Raw genomic sequence first — 18247 nt, 5'->3', positions numbered from 1 at the left:
CAATTGCTGTCAGATTTCCATCGAGCTTCGCACATATCTTGCCCGGCACAGTCCACCTGAGACCACCGCGCCTCCCCCAAAACGCCCGGTTGTTCGGTGCCGGGTAAGCCGCTTTAATGACGGCCATCGAAAAGGAGTAACACCATGCCTGCGTACTACCTGCTGGCCATCGCCATCTGTGCCGAGGTCATCGGCACCGTATCCATGAAAGCCGTCAAAGGCCTGAGCACGCCGATCCCGCTGCTGCTGGTGATCGTCGGTTACGGCATTGCGTTCTGGATGCTCACGCTGGTGGTGCGCACCATCCCGGTTGGCGTGGCATACGCCGTGTGGGCGGGCATGGGCATCGTCATGGTCAGCATCGCCGCGCTGTTTATTTATGGGCAGAAACTGGATCTGCCTGCTATCGCCGGTATGGGTCTGATCGTCGCAGGCGTTGTGGTTATCCAGCTGTTCTCGAAGACGGCCGGTCATTAAGGGGGTTACTGAAAACAGCCTTCCCCTATAATGCCGGCATTCGTTTCGCCATTTGAGGTGCCCATGTCATCTGCTATTTCCACTGACGTCCTGATTGTCGGCGCGGGCGTTGCCGGTCTCTGGCTCAACGCGCGACTGCGGCATCAGGGCTTTTCGACGGTGGTGGTGGAAAAGGCCAGCCTGGGTGGCGGCCAGACACTCAAATCCCAGGGGATCATTCACGGCGGCGCCAAATACGCCCTGCACGGCGCGCTGTCCGGCGCTTCCGAAGCGATCGCCGACATGCCCCGCCGCTGGCGCGAAGCGCTGGAAGGCAAAGGCGAGCTGAACCTGTCGGGCGTGCGCCTGCTGTCGGAAGCCCACTACCTGTGGTCGCCCGGCACCATCGCCGGCAATCTCACCAGTTTCTTCGCCAGCAAGGCCGTGCGCGGGCGCGTCGATCAGGTCAAGGGCAGCGACCTGCCGCCTGCGCTTCAGGATCCGCGCTTCAAAGGCAAGGTGTACCGCCTAGCCGAGCTGGTCATCGACATCCCCAGCCTGGTGAAAAAACTGACGGAGCTGGCGGGCGACAGCCTACTGGCGGGTCAGGACATCGAGCCGCTGCGGGTTGATGGCGAACTGGTCGGACTGCGCGTCGACGGCCGCGACATCCACGCCCAGCGGGTGGTGCTCAGCGCCGGTGAAGGCATGGCTGATCTGCTCAAGGCGCTGAACGTGAGCCAGCCGGCCATGCAACGCCGGCCGCTGCACATGGTGCTGGTCAAAGGCCCGACGCTTAAACCGCTGTACGCCCATTGCCTGGGTGGCGGGCCGAAACCAAGGATCACGGTGACGACGCATCCGGCGGCCGACGGTCAGTGGGTCTGGTACCTGGGCGGCGACATTGCCGAGGCCGAAGGCGTTGCCCGCAACCCCGCCGAGCAGATCGCCGCCGCAAAAAAAGAACTCGGGAATCTGCTGCCGTGGGTCGACCTCAGTCAGGCGCAGTTCGCCACCCTGCGCGTGGACCGCGCCGAGCCGCAGCAAAGCGGTCTGGTTCGCCCCGACAACGCCTTTCTCGACGTGCAAGGCCGCTTGCTGGTTGGCTGGCCGACCAAGCTGGCGCTGGCTCCCGACTTCGCCGATCGCGTACTGGCCTCGTTGTCCCGGGATGACATTCACCCCACCCCACAACCGCCGCACACCGACTTCCCCAAGCCGCCCCTCGCCATGCCTGTCTGGGATCAACTGCTGCCATGAAGACCCTGCACGATCTGCATCGACCGCTCGGCACCCTCGGCATCAACGTTTCCCCCCTGGGGCTGGGCACGGTGAAGCTGGGCCGCGATCAGGGCGTCAAATACCCCAATGGCTTCACGATTCCCGACGACGGCGAAGCGCAGATGCTGCTGAAGCTGGCGCGGGATCTGGGCATCAACCTGATCGACACCGCCCCGGCCTACGGTCGCAGCGAAGAGCGCCTCGGCCCGCTGCTGCGCGGGCAACGCCAGGACTGGGTGATCGTCAGCAAGGTGGGTGAGGAATTTGAAGCCGGCCAGTCTCGGCACGATTTCAGCGCCGAACATACGCGGCTGTCGGTGGAACGCAGCCTGCAGCGCCTGGAAACGGATTTCATCGACTTGGTGCTGGTGCATTCCGACGGCAACGACCTGCACGTGCTCAACGAATGCGCCGTGTATCAGACCCTGGCCGAGCTCAAGCGCGAAGGCAAGATTCGCGGCTTCGGCTTCTCCGGCAAGACCGTCGAGGGCGGGTTGCTGGCCTTGCAGGGCGGCGACTGCGCGATGGTCACGTACAACCTCAACGAACAGGGCGAACAGCCGGTCCTCGACTACGCTGCTGCACACGGCAAAGGGGTGCTGGTCAAAAAAGCACTGGCCAGCGGGCACGTTTGCCTGAGCCCCGGTGTCGATCCTGTGCGTGCCAGTTTCGAGTTGCTGTTTGAACATCCCGGCGTTACCGGTGCTATCGTCGGCACCATCAACCCGCTGCATCTGGCCCATAACGTGGCAACCGCCGCTGCCGTGATCCGTCGTCAGCCCTGAGACGCACGGCCGACCCCAACGCAAGAAGGAGCCGATATGCCGCGAACCCTGATCCGAAAGAACCCCAGTAACTTCAAGACCCTGCCGATATTCGTCGAAGCCACCCCGGAAGGCCTGACCTACCAGAGCGTCGGGATGCCGCTGAATTTCACCCAGACCCTGGCGCGGCGGCGCAAGATCGACGTAGAGGACAGCGAACGGTTTTCCACCGAGCTGGCCAATCTCGGCGTCTCGGTGCGCCTGACTCTGCGCTGGCAGAACCGCGATTACTGGGTGCTGGTTCGCCAGCGCCGTCAGGACCGTGGCGATGTGGTGCTCAAGCTGATCTCGGGCTACGTTCCCGCCCACGAGCTCAACCTGCCGTTGCACACCGCGGTGCAGGAAGTCGCTGAGGAATGCCTGATCGAGACGCCCCAAGGCTGGCTCGGCGGACGCTTCAATGAAACCTGGCTGCCTGCGCCCTACGCGGCAGCGCTGCATTACCGCGAAGCGATGCCTTTTCGCCTCACACCGCTTTCCGGGGCGGCACGCCCTGTACGTTGCGGCAGCCTGACCCTGATCGAGCGGCCCCGCGCTTATGTGCATTTACCGACCGCCTCGTTGCAGCTGATTTACGACATGCGCCTGGAAGTGCCGAAAGAGGCTCGACCGCTGAGCCTTTTCCACGTCGATGAAAGCCTGGAAAACAACGAGCTGGTGGCGCGCCTCAATCGCAGCAAGCCGGATCTCTACCTGATGCCCCTGGAAAACGGCTCGCCCCTGCCCGAGCTGTACACCCTGAAGAACGACAAGCTTTCGCCTGCCGGTACGCGGGGTCTTTATCTGGCCGAGAGCTTCGCTCCGCAAGAAGGCTGGGTGGTGCGCGAGGAGCGGATTCGCTGGAAGGACTGGCTGGTGCAGCAGGGCATGACGCCGAAGAAGAAGCCCAAGTCAGGGCTGACCAAGCTGCGCATCAAGGCGCGGCGCCTGGTCAGGCTGGTTCGCAGCGGCCTGCACAAGTAAGCCGCCGCTCAGCTCTTCTCGGCAAGGCGTTTGTCACGCCAGGTGCGCAGCCGGGCGAAGAAGTGGAAATAGCGGTTTTCGCGTTTGCCCATCCCGCGCTTCGGTGAGAACGACTCATCGGCGAAGGCGCCGGTGATGCGCACACGCGAGGCGGTCGTTGGCAGTGTGCACACCCGGGCATCCGCCTTGAGCAGCGCGTACTTGAGCAAGCGCTCCGAGTGCAGTTTGCGGCCTGTCGCTTCGCAGAATTCAAAGATGCGTTCGATCCGCTTGCCGTAGGCCCGGTAAACATCGCGGCCGCAAATGGAGAAACGATCATTCAGCCCGCCCCACCACTGCCAGTCCGGGATATAGGCGTTCAGCCGCCGGGCCTGCGGCGAATGAAAGACATAACCCGGCAGCGGCGAATGGAAGAAGTTGTCCGGACGCACAAACACCACGAAGTCCGGATCGAACGACTCCATCATGCCCGTGACCGTGTGCAGGGAGTTGAGCTGATAGATCAGGTTGCGCAGGGAAACGTACTCGTCGCCCCAGGTGTCTCCCATCGCCTTGACCCGTTCGAAATCCCAGCGATCGAGCACGCCGTCGGTGGATTCGAGAACCCCCATCATCGACTGGAAAACGTCGTAGTTCTGCGCCTTCAGCTCGCCCTTCTCCGCCGAGCGCTGGTTGTGCACTTCGTCGATCTTGTAGAGGTGGTAAAAGCATTTGACGTTGCTGCCCTTCGGCAACTGCCCAAGGACATTTTCCTCGATGGACGGAAAACAGATTTCCGAGTTGCGCGGGATACCAAAAAACGCGACCGCAATGTTCAGCACTGACAAACTCTCCGGGATCAATGGCGATGCGCCTGGACGCGCGCGCGCAAGCGGCGGACGGGCTCGTTCATTTACTAAATAGCAGCTTGCGCCACCAGCTTCGGGGCTTGAGGGCGATCACCTCGACGTCGGCGCCCAGCAGCCAGTGGCGCTCATAGTCCCAGGCGTGGCCGCCCCAGAGCTTGCCGGCTTCATTGGAAAAACCCAGGGTCAAAAGTCTGTAGCGATAACCGGCATGGGGGCGTAGCCAGTCGAGCAGCACCAGCACGTTGAATCCTGTGGAGGGCCCGACGAAGCGCTTGCCGTTGGGGCGATCAACCGGATAGTGCTCAGCCAGTGCCGGCAACGGAATGCGGTCCCAATAGAGCGCAACGTCAGGCAGCGGGCACAGCGGGACGGCGCAGCCCACCAACAGTGTGAAGCAGCGTGACCCCGGTTGGGCGGCGAGTTTTTGTACTTCAGCGGTTGCGGGGAGTCCGAAGAAATAACAGTCCGGCGCATTGAAGCCATGCACAAACAGGTTGACGCTTTCTGGCTTCAGCAGAGCGGCCTTGATGCACAGATTGAAGCTGACCACCACATCGTCGGCGCCCACGCCCAAGGCATCGAAGTCCGCCTGGGTGATGGCAGGGTTGTTGGCGATGAGGATGACCCGTGCAGCGTTTGCCAGGCACTGGCGCAGTGCAGCGGGAAGTGCGCCGATCACGTCCTGATCGGCGCCCGGCAATACAGGGGGTACAAGGGGCGCGGCGCTGTCGTGTTCTGACGGCAGCGTCATCAGGCCGGCACCTGCATGCCATGGCGCAACTTGACCCAGGCACGGGTCAGCGCGGATGGACGCCGCCACGGGCGCATTGGCCGCTGAATTTCATCGGCCAGATCGCGGCCCACGCGGGCAAAGGCATAGCGTTCTTCGGCGAATCTTTGCCCTTCGCCCGCGATGCGCGCGGCAAGCTCGGGGTCGCTCTGCAGCAGGCGGATCTTCTCGACGGCTTCGTCTTCGGAGCGGTAGAACATGACGTTGCGCCCCTCTTCGAAGCCCAGCAGATCGTCCTCTTCACCCTGACTCCACGCGAGGAGCACGCAACCGCAAGCCATGGCTTCGAAATTCTTGATCATGAACTCGCCCATGCCGATGTCGGCGCTGACGAAAATCCTGATGCGATTAAGGGTTTCCAGGTATTCGGCGCCGGAGGCCGTGCGGGTCACCAGCATGCCGGCGCGCTGCGCGAGGTTTTCCACCAGCTGCTTGCGCTGGGAATACTCGCGGCTCTTCAGACTGCCAAGGAAGCCCACCGGAATGTCCCGGGGCTGCCCGAGATTGCGCAGCATTTCCTGGTCATAGCCCTTGGACACGAATACCGCATCGATGCCTTCGCCGCGCATACGCCGCGCCACCACCGCGCCCGACAGCAGCGCGCGACTCCACGGCAGTTGCCGGTACAGGCGCGAGTACATCCCGTGGTATTTGCTCGCGCTCATGTAATTCTGGTAAGCATCGTGCTCAAGAAAGATCAGCCCTGGGATGCACTTGAGCACCGCGCGCTGGCGAGCAAGCCGTTTGACCCGGGAGAAGATCACCACCCGGTCGTAGCTCTGATAGTCGACCGAGGCCAGAAACGGCCCGAGATTCAGCTGCTGTTGCTTGCTCAGGCGAAAGATGACGCAGTCGTCACACTGCTGCCGTACGGTTTCGTACAAGCCGTCCAGTATGACGCGCTGTTCATCCATCACCAGTAACATGACTTTCATACGTTCATATACCGAACTGCGAATACAAAAATGGCAGCGGCAAGGGGTGCCACTCTGCGCTGCGGGCGTCGGATCAGTCCTGGCTGCGGATCTTGTCGACGATGGCTGTCGTTGAACTGTTGGCGACAAGCCCCAGCACTTTCACGGTGCCGCCATAAGAGGCGACGATGTCAGCGCCGACGACCTGATCAACCGAGTAGTCCCCGCCCTTCACCAGCACGTCCGGATGGACATGGGACAGAAGGTTTTCCGGGGTGCCTTCCGGGAAGCTGATCACCCAGTCCACCGCGCCCAGACCTGCCAGCACGGCCATGCGTCGATCAACGCTGTTGATCGGGCGGCCCGGGCCTTTCAGGCGACTCACCGACGCATCGTCGTTGACCGCCACGATCAGCCGATCGCCCTGCGCGCGGGCTTGTTCCAGATAGGTGACATGGCCGGCGTGCAGAATGTCGAAGCAGCCGTTGGTGAAGACGATGGTTTCGTTGTGGGCGCGGGCGTCGTCAATGGCCAGCAGCAACTGATCGAGGGTCAGCACGCCGCGCTCGGAACCTTCGGCACGCTGGATGGCGCGACGCAACTCGGGCGCACTGATCGCGGCGGTGCCCAGCTTGCCTACGACGATGCCCGCCGCAAGGTTCGCCAGCGCGACCGCGTGCGGCAACTCCTCACCCGATGCAATGGCCGCTGCCAGCGTGGAAATCACCGTATCGCCGGCGCCGGTCACGTCGAAGACTTCCCGCGCACGGGCCGGCAGGTGCAGCGTCGGTTGGTCCGGGCGCAGCAGGGTCATGCCGTGCTCGCCACGAGTGACCAGCAACGCACCCAGATCGAGGTCTTTCATCAACGCTGCGCCTTTGGCGACCAGCTCTGCCTCGTCGATACAATGGCCGACGATGGCTTCAAATTCACTGAGGTTGGGCGTGATCAGGCTGGCGCCACGGTAGATGGCAAAGTCTTTGCCCTTCGGGTCGGCCAGCACGGGAATGCCACGGTCCCGAGCTGCCTTGATCAGGACTTGATGGTTCTTCAGCGCGCCCTTGCCGTAGTCGGACAGGACCAACACTTTGACGCCGTCGAGCAAGGCGTCGACCTCGCGGCTCAGGGCCTCGGGATCGGTGGCAAAGGGTTCTTCGAAGTCGATACGCAGGAGCTGCTGGTGCCGGCTCATGACGCGCAATTTGACGATGGTGGGCTGGTGGGCGATGCGTTGGAAGCAGGCGACGACGCCAGCGGCCTTGAGGCTGTTGCTCAGGCTGTCAGCGGCTTCGTCGGTACCGGTGACGCCGACCAGTGACGCCTTGGCGCCCAGCGCTGCGATGTTCAACGCCACGTTGGCAGCACCGCCCGGACGGTCTTCGATCTGGTCGACTTTGACCACCGGCACCGGCGCTTCAGGGGAGATTCTGGAAGTGCCACCGTGCCAGTAGCGGTCGAGCATGACATCGCCGACAACTAACACTTGAGCCTGATCAAAACGCGGCATGGACAACTTCATCGAACAACCCGTGGCAGAAATGGACAAGGACGGAATCTTAGCACAGCGATCAGCGCTGGCTGGCCGGTTGGCCTCGAATCCCGTAGTGCTTCAAACGGCGCTTCAAATGGCGCCTTTAATGGTGCATCGGCTGTTGCAGTCAAGGACGCGGAAAGCGGCGAACCCAGAACACCTCATGCCGGCGAACGGCCTTGCGGAAGAATTCGTCGTCTCCCGTCAGCGGCCATTCGCGGCCGGCCAGCCAGCGTTGAATCTGCCGACGCAGGCGCTTCTTCAGGGGTGGCGGTCCCTGCAGGTCATGCTGCATCGCCAGAGCCATGGCTTTATCAAGTTGCACGTCCGCACTGAGCCATGTACTCCAGAGCTGATCAACCGACGGCGCTTCAACGAACGGCGGCAACGCCACGCCTTTCCCGGCCAGACCCATGGGCCAGCGATCGTTGTCGTGCAGGTGATTGGCATAGAACAGCGCCACATCAGGCGTGTGCGCGCTTCTGCTCACCGCCTCATATAACGCTTGAGTCGTGGCGATGTGGTCGGCGTGGGGGTCGAGTTCAGGGTGCGGCATGACAATGACGTCCGGTCGATGCGCGTCGAGCAACGCTGCAAGATCGGCAACAAGATTGTTCCAGGTCGGCGCGCCGTCCCGATCCCCTGGCAACGGCGAAGGATTGTGCTGCCGCGCGCTGCGGATGTCGGTTTCTGAAGAGTCGCGAGAGCCAAACGGCTGATCCGGCGACTGGGCCATGGCCGGCAGTTGCAGGCAGTAGTAGCCCAACTGCACGCACTGGCTCTGGGGCACACCGCCCCACAACGGAATCGCCAGGCTGTCCCACGTGCGCAGGCGACCCTTGAGCCGCGCGGCATCGGCGCGGTTCAGCCCCAGTCGTTCATAGCGTTCGGCCTCGATCTCGCCCTGAGTCACCGTGACGATGCTGCATTCGGCGGCCTGGCTGTACAGGCCAAACGCTGCCAGTTCGGCATCGTCGGCGTGGGGCGCGAGGATCATCAACCGTTGCTGGCGGTAATCCGGGTTGCTCAGCACGTACAAACGGGCGGCATTGCCGATGCGACAGAACCCGCCCTTGAGGCGCAACGTGCTGTCAGCAACGACGTCGCGCTGACCGGTGAGGTTCACGTAGCGACGCCCGGCGAAACCCCGTTCGAAATCCTGGCGGTCGTCGCCGGCCACCACGTAAGGGTCCAGCCAGCGACCCAGCCAGTTGCTGCGCAGATCGAGCTCCAGCAGCAGCGTTTCGCCCTCGGCCAATGGCTCGCTCAGTTGCAGCATGCCGTTGACGACGGAGACAGCCTGCGACTGCGCCGCGTCGGGAAACTGATAGCGGTAGTCGCTCTTGGGCGAATAAAACAGATGGTCGGAGAACCAGGCTTCGTGGGCCACCCAGGCAGCAACGATCAGCAACGGCACCAGCCACCACGCGACCCCGATACCAATGCCGATCAGCAGCACCAGACCGATGATCAGCGCCAGACGCTTGTTGCGCCGATGTCGTTTCAGAAGCTGCTGCTTGCGCCCGGACATGTCATCCAACCTTGTAGACAGGCACCGTCTGGCACCAGCGGTCTTTGTATTCACGATCGGAGCGGCCGAAGGAATAGCGCAATGGCTTGTTCACCGCCCTCGCGTCAGCCCAGGCGTTCTGCGTGTTGACGAAGCTCAGCACGCTGCCGGCGCTCAGCGCCTGATGGGCCGGATCCACACCGCCGTTGATGTATTCCACCGACACCCAATGCGGCGACTCGACCCTGTACAGCACCTGAGCGGCAATGGGCTTGCCCTCCAGCAGGATCATCGAGCCGGTCATGAACTCGCGCATCAGCTCGAACACCTTGGCCAAGTGATCCTTGCCCGGTACGTCGAAGCCCCAGCGGGCATGAAACAGGCTTGAGTAAATGCGCGCTTGTTCCTCGGACGTGAAGTCCAGCATCGGCTGCACGACCCCGCCCGCCTCCTCAAGCAACCGCTGCTCGCGACGCTGGTTGTAGCGGAATTTCTTGGAATAGTCCTCGGGCGCGCGGGCGATCGCCAGGCTCTCGGCTTGCGGCTTGAGGGTGTCGATCTGGCCGGCGTTCAACTCCGACACATAGCTCATGCGCTGGCGCACTGGCACTGTCACCCCAGGGGCAACCGGCAGAATGATCTCTGCATTGCCCAGATCGAAGACCCGCCGATCACGCTGCTTGAGCACCTTTTTAGCCAGCGCCAGATCTCGGCCCCAGCAGGCGACCGCAGCGACAACGTTGCCGTCCTGCAGCCAACCCAGATACCGAACCGGAATATCCGCCAAACCGGCCAGACGCTCGATCACCTGCGGGTGCGTGGCAACGCTTCCGCCAAACTGCTGCCACGCGGTGGCGTAGGTCGATGCATCGATCGGTGTCCAGCCTCGCTCACGCCATGCGCGCAAGTGACTCAGCATGCATCGACTGCCCGATCGATTTCGACAGGCTCGTCTTCTTCGAACTGTTTGGCATGCAGGCGCGTGTAGTAGCCGTTCAGCGCCAGCAGTTCGGCATGGGAACCGCGCTCAACGATACGGCCTTCGTCCATCACCAGAATAACGTCGGCTTTTTCGATGGTGGTCAGGCGGTGGGCGATGACCAGCGTGGTACGGCCCTGCATGACTTTTTCCAGCGCCTTCTGGATGTGGCGCTCGGACTCGGTATCCAGCGCTGAAGTCGCTTCGTCGAGAATCAGCAGCGGCGCATTTTTCAGCAGCGCGCGGGCAATTGCCAGACGCTGACGCTGGCCACCGGACAGCAGCACGCCGTTCTCGCCAACGAGGGTCTGATACTGCTGAGGCAGTTTGTCGATGAACTCATCGGAATAGGCATCGGCCGAGGCTTTTTTGATCTCTTCCAGCGGCACGCCCGCCAGATCGCCATACGCGATATTGTTGGCGATGGTGTCGTTGAACAGCGTGACGTTCTGGTTCACCAGGGCGATCTGTCGGCGCAGGCTGCGCAGGGTGTAATCCTGAGTCTGGACGCCATCAAGGAGGATCTGGCCCTGCACATGATCGTAGAAACGCGGGATCAGGCTCGCCAACGTGGATTTGCCGCTACCTGAGCGACCCACGAGCGCGACCATCTGGCCGGCTTCGGCGACAAAACTGACGTCGTTCAGCACGCGTTTTTCCGTGCCCGGGTAGGTGAACGTAAGGTTCTTGACCTCCAGACGGCCGGAAACCTTGTCGCGCTCTACCGTGCCCAGGTCCTGTTCGGTTTGCTCGTCCAGTTGCTCAAAGATGCTCTCCGCACCGGCGACGCCCTTCTGGATGGTGGAACTGACTTCGGACAGCTGGCGGATCGGCTTGGGCAGCAGGCCGGCCATGGTGATGTAGGCCACCAGATCGCCCGCCGAGGAATCGCCGCGCAGATAAAGGACAAGGAACATCACGATGGCCATGCCGCTGTAGGTCACCAATTGCAGCATCGGCGTGTAGACGGCACCGGTCTTGGTCATCGCCAGTTGCTTCTTGGTGTTGCTGCGGCTGGCCTTTTCGAAGCGGGCCTTTTCGTAGTCTTCGCCGCCAAAGCTGCGGACCACGCGATAGCCGTGAATGGTCTCGGACGCCACGTGAGTCACGTCGCCCATCGCCACCTGAATCTTCTTGCTCTGCTTGCGAAATTTCTTGCTGGTGCTGTTCACCATGACCGCGATGAGCGGCAGTATCGCCAGCATCACCAGGGTCAGTTTCCAGTTCATCCACAGCAGCGCGCCGAACAGGAAGATGACCGTCATGCCTTCACGAATCACGACTTTGATCGCGTCGGTGGCAGCGCCGGTGACCATGGTCACGTTGAAGGTGATGCGCGAGATCAGATGCCCGGAGTTGCTGTTGTCGAAGAAGCGGTTGGGCAGCGTGAGCAATTTGTTGAACAGCACGACGCGCAGGTCATGGACCAGCCCGAGGGAGACGCGGGCCAGGAAGAAGTTGCCCAGATACGAGCCGGCACCTTGCCACGCCGCGATCAGCACGATCATTAGCGGCACCGCCTGCAGCAATTGCAGGTGGCCAATATAAGGGTTGCCGGGGAACAGGCTGGCTTCGGGATTGGCCAGGCCATCCACGAAGTATTTGAGGATGTAGGCGAGCATCGGCTGGGTGGACGCAAAGATAAGAAAGCCGACAATGCTCAAGCAGAAAAGGCCTATATACGGCCGCACATAGGTCAATAGACGAAAGTAAATCGCCAGGGTCGTTTTAGCTTGAGGATCAGGACTGCTCATGGGAATCCGCACGAAAAAATTAGGCGGGCATGGTAGCACAACCCATATTTGTCGACCCCTGCTGCGACCCAAGCGGGGCCGACTCGGGTAACATGCCGCATTTGTTCAGGTAAGTATGCCGATGCACCCAATGGAACACAGCGCCTATCTGGCCTTGCGAGAAAACGCCACCGTGCTCGAAGCGGACGGATCCGGTGACAAGGTTCTGTTGCTTGAGGACGGCACCATTCTCAAACTGTTCCGCCGCAAGCGCCTGATCAGCTCGGCCTTGCTGTTTCCCTACGCGCAACGCTTCGCCGACAACATCGAGGCCCTCAAAAAGCGCGGCATTCCCTGCCCGGACGTCATCGCCACCTACCGAATTGCCAGCATCAGCCGCGACGGCGTGCGCTACACGCCGCTCCCCGGCCTGACCATCCGCCAGGTGCTGAAAGAGCACGGTGAAAGCGCGCCACTGCGGGCTGAGCTGGGTGCGTTCATCGCCCGCTTGCACGATCAAGGTGTTTATTTCCGCTCGCTGCATCTGGGCAACGTGATCCTCACCCCCGAGTCAAAACTGGGGCTGATCGATATCTCTGACATGAAGTGCCAGCGCAGGACGTTGAGCGACTCGAAGCGGCTGCGCAATTTCCAACACCTGCTCCGCTACAAGGAAGATCGCGCGTGGCTGGTGGAAAGCGACGCGGGCGTGGCCTTTATTTCGGCTTATGCAAAAGGCCGGAGCGCGCACTTTACGGCGCGTTTGCAGGCGCTGTTTGCGTAGAGGCGTCGGATTGGACGCCCAGCAGTTCGTCGAGGCGCTGCAGGGTGATTTTGGGAATCACCCGCTCCGGCATGCGGCTGACGCGGGATAGGTTGAACACCTGCATGCCGGTTCGGGGAAGAATCCTGCGAGCCATCAGCGCGAAGCTTGGCAGGATGTACTGCTCGAAATCCTCGTCCAGGCTGCTGGGCAAAGCCGCTTCTCCCTTCTCGTAAAAGCGCCCCCCACCCTGACGCAGGTCCATTCCGATCACAAACACCTGACGAAACCCCAGATGACAGACCAGCTGCAAGGCGCCGAAAGGAATGGTCCGGCTGCCGAAATAGCCTCGTTTGAGGTTCAGGCTGAAGCCGATACGGTTGGGCTTGCGACGCAGCAGGGAGAAGTTCGAGATCAGCTCATCGTCGTTACGGATAGACCACGCATAGGCTCGATCTGACATGACGGCCTTGCCTTCCTGGCGATTGACCCGCTCCAGCAGATAGATCTTTTTGCCGTTCAGGGCAGTGGCGTCAGCCGCGTGAATCGCCTGAAGCACATCAAGGCTCATCGCCAGATGCTCGCCATGGCTGACCCCCATCAGTGCGAGCGCCGGCCGCCCGATGACGAAATTCGGATCGTCACACAGGTAATAGAAAGGCCGTATGCCCTCGTCGACACAGCGCACGATCGAGCCGTTCATGGCGACAACCGGCAGGCTCCGGTAATTGTGAAGCGGGAACTCGTTCGCCGAGGGTCCGGACGCCAGCAGCAGCACCGGCCCTGTGACAGAACGCCGTGAATGCGCGAAGTCCTGCAGGCAAATTTCCAGATCATGCCCTACCAGCCAGCATTGCTCGCCCCGCGCTTCAACCCTCAGCACGCCGCGCCTCCCGGGAGATCGCCACGGCGCCGGCCAGCGGCAGCCAGAGCCATTCCCACACCAGATTGGGTGACCCAACGAAAGTGTGCAGCTCGACCGTCATCACCACGCCACCGGCGCAGAGGATCGCCAGCCAGAGCCGGGCGGTCTCCGAGGTCTTACGCGCTCGCGCCAGACAAGCGCCGGCGTGCAGCATTGTCGCCAGCAGCAGCGCCAGACCGACGATGCCGAACTGGTAGAGCACCTCGAAATACAGGCCGTGGGTATTGCGTACGATTTGCCCGGTGGAAAGGTGAACTTCCCCCAGCGGCGTACCGGCGCCAACCCCGAACCACCAGTGCCCGGCCAGTCGCTCGAACACCGCCAGCCAGACTTCGTTGCGCCCCGTCACGCCGCGGGTCTGCACTTCGTACGCCAGCTCGCTGAAGCCGAATATGAGCACGAGCGCGATGACGATAGCCGCCGGGATGAGAATGTTGCGGCGCAGTTTGCCGCTGGTCATGGTGCCGAGCAGCACCAGACCGCCGACCGATGAAGCCAGCCAGGCGCTGCGCGCGAACGTGAAGTAGATGTAGGTGGCAATAAGGGCGCAGCACAGCAACCAGAGAGCGATTTCGGCACGACGCCGTGAACGTAGCGTCAGCCAGACCCCGGCCAGCAGAAACAAGCCGTAGTTCATGCCGGCAACGATGGTGTTGCCGAAGTCGGCCACATCGGTCACGCCCGAGCCGGCCAGTGACATCTGCCGATAGCCCAGAACAAAGGCGCCGTGAATGGCGAGATTGAGCATCGAAAACCCGGCGAACAGGGCGACCACCGCCACCGAGATCTTGAGGATTTTTTCCCAGTCGAAGGTGCCGCTCGCCCGTATCACGCCAACGCCGATGAAAAACACGAGAATGAGCAGAAGCCGGCGCAGGGATTTCATGTCGTCGTCGGCCAGGAGGCTGTTGATCAGCAGATAGGCGAACAGTAGCAGGACGGTATACGTCAGCGGACTGACTGAAAATGACCGCCGACTCAGCGCCGGCGCGGCGCAGAGCAAGGCAATGACCAGCGCCGCGCGAATGAACGCAGCCCAGGAACTTGACTCACCGGGCCACCAGAACGGCCCGAGAAATATGATCAGCATCACCACTGCAAGCAGTAAACCTGCAATGTACCCCGCACGTGCCGGCAAATTTTTTACAACCATTCCAATCCATATCCTGTGCTATGCAGCCGGGTGTTCATTGCTATCAGAGGCCAATGGCTGCCAGCGGTTCGAGTGAAATCAGGTTTCCGAAGTGAGCGCGACGACTTGCGGCAGCTGCCAGAAAACCGCTTTTACCGCCTCGTCGCTGAAACGGTCGCGCAGCCGCTGCAGCATCGCATCCGCGCAGGACTGGCGCAGTTCGGCGTCCATCCGCGAAAGATGTACCAGCCCTTGAGCCAACGGCTCGGCACCGCCCAGGGGGAACAGAATGCCCACGCCTTCGACGACTTCCTTCGCGCCGCCACAGGCTGTGGCCAGCAGCGGCACACCGGCCACCATGGCTTCGAGCAAGACCATGCCGAAGGGCTCGTGATCGGAACTCAGCGCGAATACGTCGAAGGCCTTGAAGTAGCGGCTGGCCTGGGTCACTTGCCCCGCCAGCATGACCTCGTGGCCGATGCCCAGCTCGACTGCCAGGTGCTTGAGGTCTTGCTCCAGTCGGCCCTGACCGAGAATCACCAGCTGGCTGTCAGCGGGCAGGTCGGGCAACGCCTGGGCGAAACCGCGAAGGAGCGTCGACTGGTCCTTGTCAGGGTGCAGCCGACCGACATTGCCCACCACCCACGCCTCCTGCGCCAGGCCCAATGCGTCGCGGGCCTCTTCGCGGGACAGCAGCGTAGCGCTGAGCTGATCGACATCGATGCGGTTGTAGAGGGTCTGGATACGCTCGGCCGGCCACTTGGGGAGGCATTTGCGTATGTCATCGCGCACGGCATCAGACACGCCGAGCAGGCTCAAACGGGAGCGGAACAGGTTAGCCAGCACCTTGCGGCTGCGGCGCCGGTAATCACCAAACGCATGATGAACACCGATCACCGGCAAGCGAGTCGCGACGAGGGCGATGTAGGTCGGCTTGAAACGGTGGGTGATGCAAAACTGAAAGCTGCGCGACGCCGCGATCTTGCGCAGATCGCGAATGGCTCCCACCTTCATGCCACCAATGGCTTTGGAGCTGTACTCCATGAACAGCACTTCGTCCGACGCGCAGCTGGCTGCAACGTCGGCATCGGCGGCGCCGGTCAGAAATACCGTGGTGACCCGGTATCCCCTGCCCACGAACAGGCTGGCGTATTGACGGGCGCAGTCGAGGAACGGCCCGTCATAGCCGTGGCAGAACTGTAAAACATGACGCTCAGCTGAGCGCGTCATGGGTGTCCACGCCGTCTTTGACCACCAGAATGTCTTCCATGATCAGGTACTCCAGATCCGAGCCAAAGAACATGTTCAGCGCGTCGGTCGGCGAGCAGATCATTGGCTCGCCGCGGCGGTTGAGCGACGTGTTGAGCGAGACACCGTTGCCGGTCAGGTCTTCGAGCGCCTTCATCATGTCGTAGTAACGCGGGTTGTACTCGCGCTTGAGCACCTGGGCGCGGGACGTACCGTCTTCGTGGACGACTTCCGGCACACGGGTTTTCCACTCTTCCGCCACTTCGAAAGTGAAGGTCATGAACGGCGCCGGGTGATCGATCTTGATCATCTGCGGGGCGACGGTGTCGAGCATCGACGGGCAGAACGGCCTCCAGCGCTCGCGGAACTTGATCTGATGGTTGATGCGATCGGCCACGCCGGCAACGCTCGGGCAGCCGATGATCGAACGACCACCGAGGGCGCGTGGGCCGAACTCCATGCGGCCCTGGAACCAGGCCACCGGATTGCCCGCGACCATGATCTTGGCGATGCGCTCGGGAGTGTTGTCGATCTGGCGCCAGGCCGGCTTGCTCGGGTGGCGGGCGCAGGCGGCGATCACGTCTTCGTTGCTGTAGGACGGGCCGAGGTAGACGTGTTCCATCTTCTCGACCGGCACGCCGCGGGCGTGGGAAACGTAGGCGGCAGCACCCACAGCAGTGCCGGCATCACCCGACGCCGGCTGAACGAACAGCTCTTTGACGTCAGGGCGCGCGATGATTTTCTGGTTCAGCTTCACGTTCAGGGCACAGCCGCCGGCAAAGGCGAGCTTGCCGGTTTCCTTGAGGATGTCCCCCAGATAATGATCGATCATCTGCAGCGACAGCTTCTCGAACAGCGCCTGCATGCTGGCGGCGTAATGGATGTACGGCTCGTCGGCGATGTCGCCTTCGCGCTTGGGACCCAGCCACTCGATCAGTTTCGGCGAGAAGTAGAAGCCTTTGCCCTTCTCTTTGTAACGGCGCAGGCCGATGACGTTGGCGTATTCGGTGTTGATCACCAGTTCGCCGTTTTCAAAGGTGGCCAGACGGGAGAAATCGTATTTGGTCGCGTCGCCGTACGGCGCCATGCCCATGACTTTGAATTCGCCGTCGAGCATCTCGAAACCGAGGAATTCGGTGATCGCGCCATACAGGCCGCCGAGGGAATCCGGATCGAAGAATTCCTTGATCTTGTGGATCTTGCCGTTTTCGCCGTAGCCGAAGAACGTGGTGGCGTACTCGCCCTTGCCGTCGATGCCGAGGATCGCGGTTTTCTCTTGGAAACCGGAGCAGTGATAAGCGCTCGATGCGTGAGCCAGGTGGTGCTCGACGGGTTCGATCTTGATCTTTTTCGGATCGAAACCGAGTTGTTCCAGGCACCAGACGATCTTGTTGCGATAGCGCTTGTAGCGGCGGTTGCCCATCAGGATCGCGTCGAGTGCGCGGTCCGGGGCATACCAGTAGCGTTTGGCGTAGTGCCAGCGCGCTTCGCCGAACAGGCTGATGGGCGCGAAAGGAATGGCGACGACGTCGACATCGGAAGGCTTGATGCCCGCTTGTTCGAGGCAGAACTTCGCTGATTCATAGGGCATGCGGTTCTTGGCATGCTTGTCGCGAACGAAACGCTCTTCTTCGGCCGCAGCAACCAGCTTGCCGTCGATGTACAGGGCTGCGGAAGGATCATGGCTAAGGGCGCCGGACAGGCCAAGGATCGTCAATGCCACTAGGGTCTAGCCTCTTAAGTCTGCATGCAGGCATCACGCGCCTGACAAATAAGGTGTGTCTGGCGCCACGGCGGCAGACAGCTAAAGGGCGGGATTATAGCGTAATGGCTCTGGAAGTGGTCGCAGGGAATGAAGTGCCGCGCGATGCATGCGCAGGACCGGCTTTAGCCGGGAAGAGGCCCGCATTGACACCCTCGATTCTGCGGTGTGACACCCGACGCCTTCCCGGCTGAAGCCGGTCCTACGTCCGCATTCGCTCATCTCACTGACTGAGCTCACTGTCCTAGTGGGTCCGGCTTTAGCCGGGAACAGGCCCGCATTGACACCCTCGATTCTGCGGTGTGACACCCGACGCCTTCCCGGCTGAAGCCGGTCCTACGTCCGCGTTCGCCCATCTCACTGACTGAACTCACTGTCCTAGTGGGACCGGCTTTAGCCGGGAAGAGGCCCGCATTGACACCCTCGATTCTGCGGTGTGACACCCGGCGCCTTCGCGGCTGGAGGCGGGCCTACAGGTTCGCTCCTCATCCCGTGCGTTAACTATTTAGCACCACACGCTCCGGCGTTCTGATTGATTGATCGCTCGACGAATCATCGGGCTCTCGCCCGGCTCGCGCCTGCCATTTT

The 18247-nt window shown here is 61.9% G+C and carries 16 protein-coding genes; 5 read left to right on the top strand and 11 right to left on the bottom strand.

Going from position 1 to position 18247, the window contains the following annotated elements:
• Nucleotides 1-144: 144 nt before the first annotated feature.
• The 4 genes from QWI18_RS13965 to QWI18_RS13950 all read left to right on the top strand — a co-directional run bounded on the left by QWI18_RS13965 (nucleotide 145) and on the right by QWI18_RS13950 (nucleotide 3524).
• The gene (locus QWI18_RS13965; protein ID WP_065987835.1) at nucleotides 145-477 is read left to right on the top strand and encodes a multidrug efflux SMR transporter; all 333 of its coding nucleotides are present in this window, start codon (nucleotides 145-147) and stop codon (nucleotides 475-477) included.
• Nucleotides 478-540: 63 nt separating this feature from the next.
• Nucleotides 541-1716: an FAD-binding oxidoreductase gene (locus QWI18_RS13960; RefSeq protein ID WP_065987836.1), complete on the top strand. Its 1176-nt coding sequence runs from the start codon at nucleotides 541-543 to the stop codon at nucleotides 1714-1716.
• Entirely contained in the window at nucleotides 1713-2522 is an 810-nt protein-coding gene (locus QWI18_RS13955) for an aldo/keto reductase (RefSeq protein WP_065987837.1), read from the top strand. The genes QWI18_RS13960 and QWI18_RS13955 overlap by 4 nt, the downstream gene beginning before the upstream one ends.
• 36 nt (nucleotides 2523-2558) lie before the next feature.
• Nucleotides 2559-3524, top strand: coding sequence for a metal ABC transporter ATPase (locus tag QWI18_RS13950; protein ID WP_065987838.1), 966 nt, complete (start codon nucleotides 2559-2561; stop codon nucleotides 3522-3524).
• Nucleotides 3525-3532: 8 nt separating this feature from the next.
• On the opposite strand, the gene QWI18_RS13945 is transcribed toward QWI18_RS13950, so the two are convergent.
• The 7 genes from QWI18_RS13945 to msbA all read right to left on the bottom strand — a co-directional run bounded on the left by QWI18_RS13945 (nucleotide 3533) and on the right by msbA (nucleotide 11850).
• Nucleotides 3533-4345 carry a hypothetical protein gene (locus QWI18_RS13945; protein ID WP_369319085.1) on the bottom strand — a complete coding sequence of 271 codons (813 nt, stop codon included), beginning with the start codon at nucleotides 4343-4345 and terminating at the stop codon, nucleotides 3533-3535.
• Between the two features lie 67 nt (nucleotides 4346-4412).
• Nucleotides 4413-5123, bottom strand: a complete 711-nt coding sequence (locus QWI18_RS13940; protein ID WP_369319084.1) for a hypothetical protein — start codon at nucleotides 5121-5123, stop codon at nucleotides 4413-4415.
• Complete coding sequence (locus QWI18_RS13935; protein WP_065987841.1) at nucleotides 5123-6097, bottom strand: glycosyltransferase; 975 nt, start codon at nucleotides 6095-6097, stop codon at nucleotides 5123-5125. Before QWI18_RS13935 ends, QWI18_RS13940 begins: the two co-directional genes overlap by 1 nt.
• Nucleotides 6098-6170: 73 nt before the next feature.
• Nucleotides 6171-7595 carry a bifunctional D-glycero-beta-D-manno-heptose-7-phosphate kinase/D-glycero-beta-D-manno-heptose 1-phosphate adenylyltransferase HldE gene (gene hldE / locus QWI18_RS13930; RefSeq protein WP_369319083.1) on the bottom strand — a complete coding sequence of 475 codons (1425 nt, stop codon included), beginning with the start codon at nucleotides 7593-7595 and terminating at the stop codon, nucleotides 6171-6173.
• A gap of 139 nt (nucleotides 7596-7734) precedes the next feature.
• Nucleotides 7735-9138, bottom strand: a complete 1404-nt coding sequence (locus QWI18_RS13925) for a PIG-L deacetylase family protein (RefSeq protein WP_369319082.1) — start codon at nucleotides 9136-9138, stop codon at nucleotides 7735-7737.
• 1 nt (nucleotide 9139) lies between these two features.
• The gene (locus QWI18_RS13920) at nucleotides 9140-10036 is read right to left on the bottom strand and encodes a GNAT family N-acetyltransferase (protein ID WP_369319081.1); all 897 of its coding nucleotides are present in this window, start codon (nucleotides 10034-10036) and stop codon (nucleotides 9140-9142) included.
• Nucleotides 10030-11850 carry a lipid A export permease/ATP-binding protein MsbA gene (gene msbA / locus QWI18_RS13915; RefSeq protein WP_065987845.1) on the bottom strand — a complete coding sequence of 607 codons (1821 nt, stop codon included), beginning with the start codon at nucleotides 11848-11850 and terminating at the stop codon, nucleotides 10030-10032. Before msbA ends, QWI18_RS13920 begins: the two co-directional genes overlap by 7 nt.
• Before the next feature lie 121 nt (nucleotides 11851-11971).
• Here msbA and QWI18_RS13910 point away from each other — a divergent pair, with 121 nt between their 5' ends.
• Nucleotides 11972-12613 carry a lipopolysaccharide kinase InaA family protein gene (locus tag QWI18_RS13910; RefSeq protein WP_369319080.1) on the top strand — a complete coding sequence of 214 codons (642 nt, stop codon included), beginning with the start codon at nucleotides 11972-11974 and terminating at the stop codon, nucleotides 12611-12613.
• On the opposite strand, the gene QWI18_RS13905 is transcribed toward QWI18_RS13910, so the two are convergent.
• The 4 genes from QWI18_RS13905 to QWI18_RS13890 form a co-directional block, all read right to left on the bottom strand.
• Nucleotides 12582-13475, bottom strand: a complete 894-nt coding sequence (locus QWI18_RS13905) for a lipopolysaccharide core biosynthesis protein (protein ID WP_369319079.1) — start codon at nucleotides 13473-13475, stop codon at nucleotides 12582-12584. The two genes, QWI18_RS13910 and QWI18_RS13905, sit on opposite strands and share 32 nt — an antisense overlap.
• Nucleotides 13462-14670 (bottom strand): O-antigen ligase, encoded by a 1209-nt coding sequence (locus QWI18_RS13900; protein WP_192135390.1) that lies wholly within the window; start codon nucleotides 14668-14670, stop codon nucleotides 13462-13464. Before QWI18_RS13900 ends, QWI18_RS13905 begins: the two co-directional genes overlap by 14 nt.
• Before the next feature lie 78 nt (nucleotides 14671-14748).
• Nucleotides 14749-15879, bottom strand: a complete 1131-nt coding sequence (locus tag QWI18_RS13895; protein WP_065987848.1) for a glycosyltransferase — start codon at nucleotides 15877-15879, stop codon at nucleotides 14749-14751.
• Nucleotides 15863-17620 carry a carbamoyltransferase gene (locus tag QWI18_RS13890; RefSeq protein WP_369319078.1) on the bottom strand — a complete coding sequence of 586 codons (1758 nt, stop codon included), beginning with the start codon at nucleotides 17618-17620 and terminating at the stop codon, nucleotides 15863-15865. Before QWI18_RS13890 ends, QWI18_RS13895 begins: the two co-directional genes overlap by 17 nt.
• Nucleotides 17621-18247: the final 627 nt, after the last annotated feature.

Origin of the sequence: Pseudomonas sp. W2Oct36 (assembly GCF_041060465.1) — a bacterium.
Classification (GTDB): domain Bacteria; phylum Pseudomonadota; class Gammaproteobacteria; order Pseudomonadales; family Pseudomonadaceae; genus Aquipseudomonas; species Aquipseudomonas graminis_B.
Note: the sequence above shows the minus strand (reverse complement) of the source record. Positions and strands in the feature narration are given on the sequence as shown.

Excerpts from the sequence above, each read along its gene's own strand:
- QWI18_RS13965 (WP_065987835.1), top strand. The coding sequence starts at position 145 with ATGCCTGCGTACTACCTGCTGGCCATCGCCATCTGTGCCGAGGTCATC.
- QWI18_RS13960 (WP_065987836.1), top strand. The coding sequence starts at position 541 with ATGTCATCTGCTATTTCCACTGACGTCCTGATTGTCGGCGCGGGCGTT.
- QWI18_RS13955 (WP_065987837.1), top strand. The coding sequence starts at position 1,713 with ATGAAGACCCTGCACGATCTGCATCGACCGCTCGGCACCCTCGGCATC.
- QWI18_RS13950 (WP_065987838.1), top strand. The coding sequence starts at position 2,559 with ATGCCGCGAACCCTGATCCGAAAGAACCCCAGTAACTTCAAGACCCTG.
- QWI18_RS13940 (WP_369319084.1), bottom strand. The coding sequence starts at position 5,123 with ATGACGCTGCCGTCAGAACACGACAGCGCCGCGCCCCTTGTACCCCCT.
- QWI18_RS13935 (WP_065987841.1), bottom strand. The coding sequence starts at position 6,097 with ATGAAAGTCATGTTACTGGTGATGGATGAACAGCGCGTCATACTGGAC.
- hldE (WP_369319083.1), bottom strand. The coding sequence starts at position 7,595 with ATGAAGTTGTCCATGCCGCGTTTTGATCAGGCTCAAGTGTTAGTTGTC.
- QWI18_RS13925 (WP_369319082.1), bottom strand. The coding sequence starts at position 9,138 with ATGTCCGGGCGCAAGCAGCAGCTTCTGAAACGACATCGGCGCAACAAG.
- QWI18_RS13920 (WP_369319081.1), bottom strand. The coding sequence starts at position 10,036 with ATGCTGAGTCACTTGCGCGCATGGCGTGAGCGAGGCTGGACACCGATC.
- msbA (WP_065987845.1), bottom strand. The coding sequence starts at position 11,850 with ATGAGCAGTCCTGATCCTCAAGCTAAAACGACCCTGGCGATTTACTTT.
- QWI18_RS13910 (WP_369319080.1), top strand. The coding sequence starts at position 11,972 with ATGCACCCAATGGAACACAGCGCCTATCTGGCCTTGCGAGAAAACGCC.
- QWI18_RS13900 (WP_192135390.1), bottom strand. The coding sequence starts at position 14,670 with ATGGTTGTAAAAAATTTGCCGGCACGTGCGGGGTACATTGCAGGTTTA.
- QWI18_RS13895 (WP_065987848.1), bottom strand. The coding sequence starts at position 15,879 with ATGACGCGCTCAGCTGAGCGTCATGTTTTACAGTTCTGCCACGGCTAT.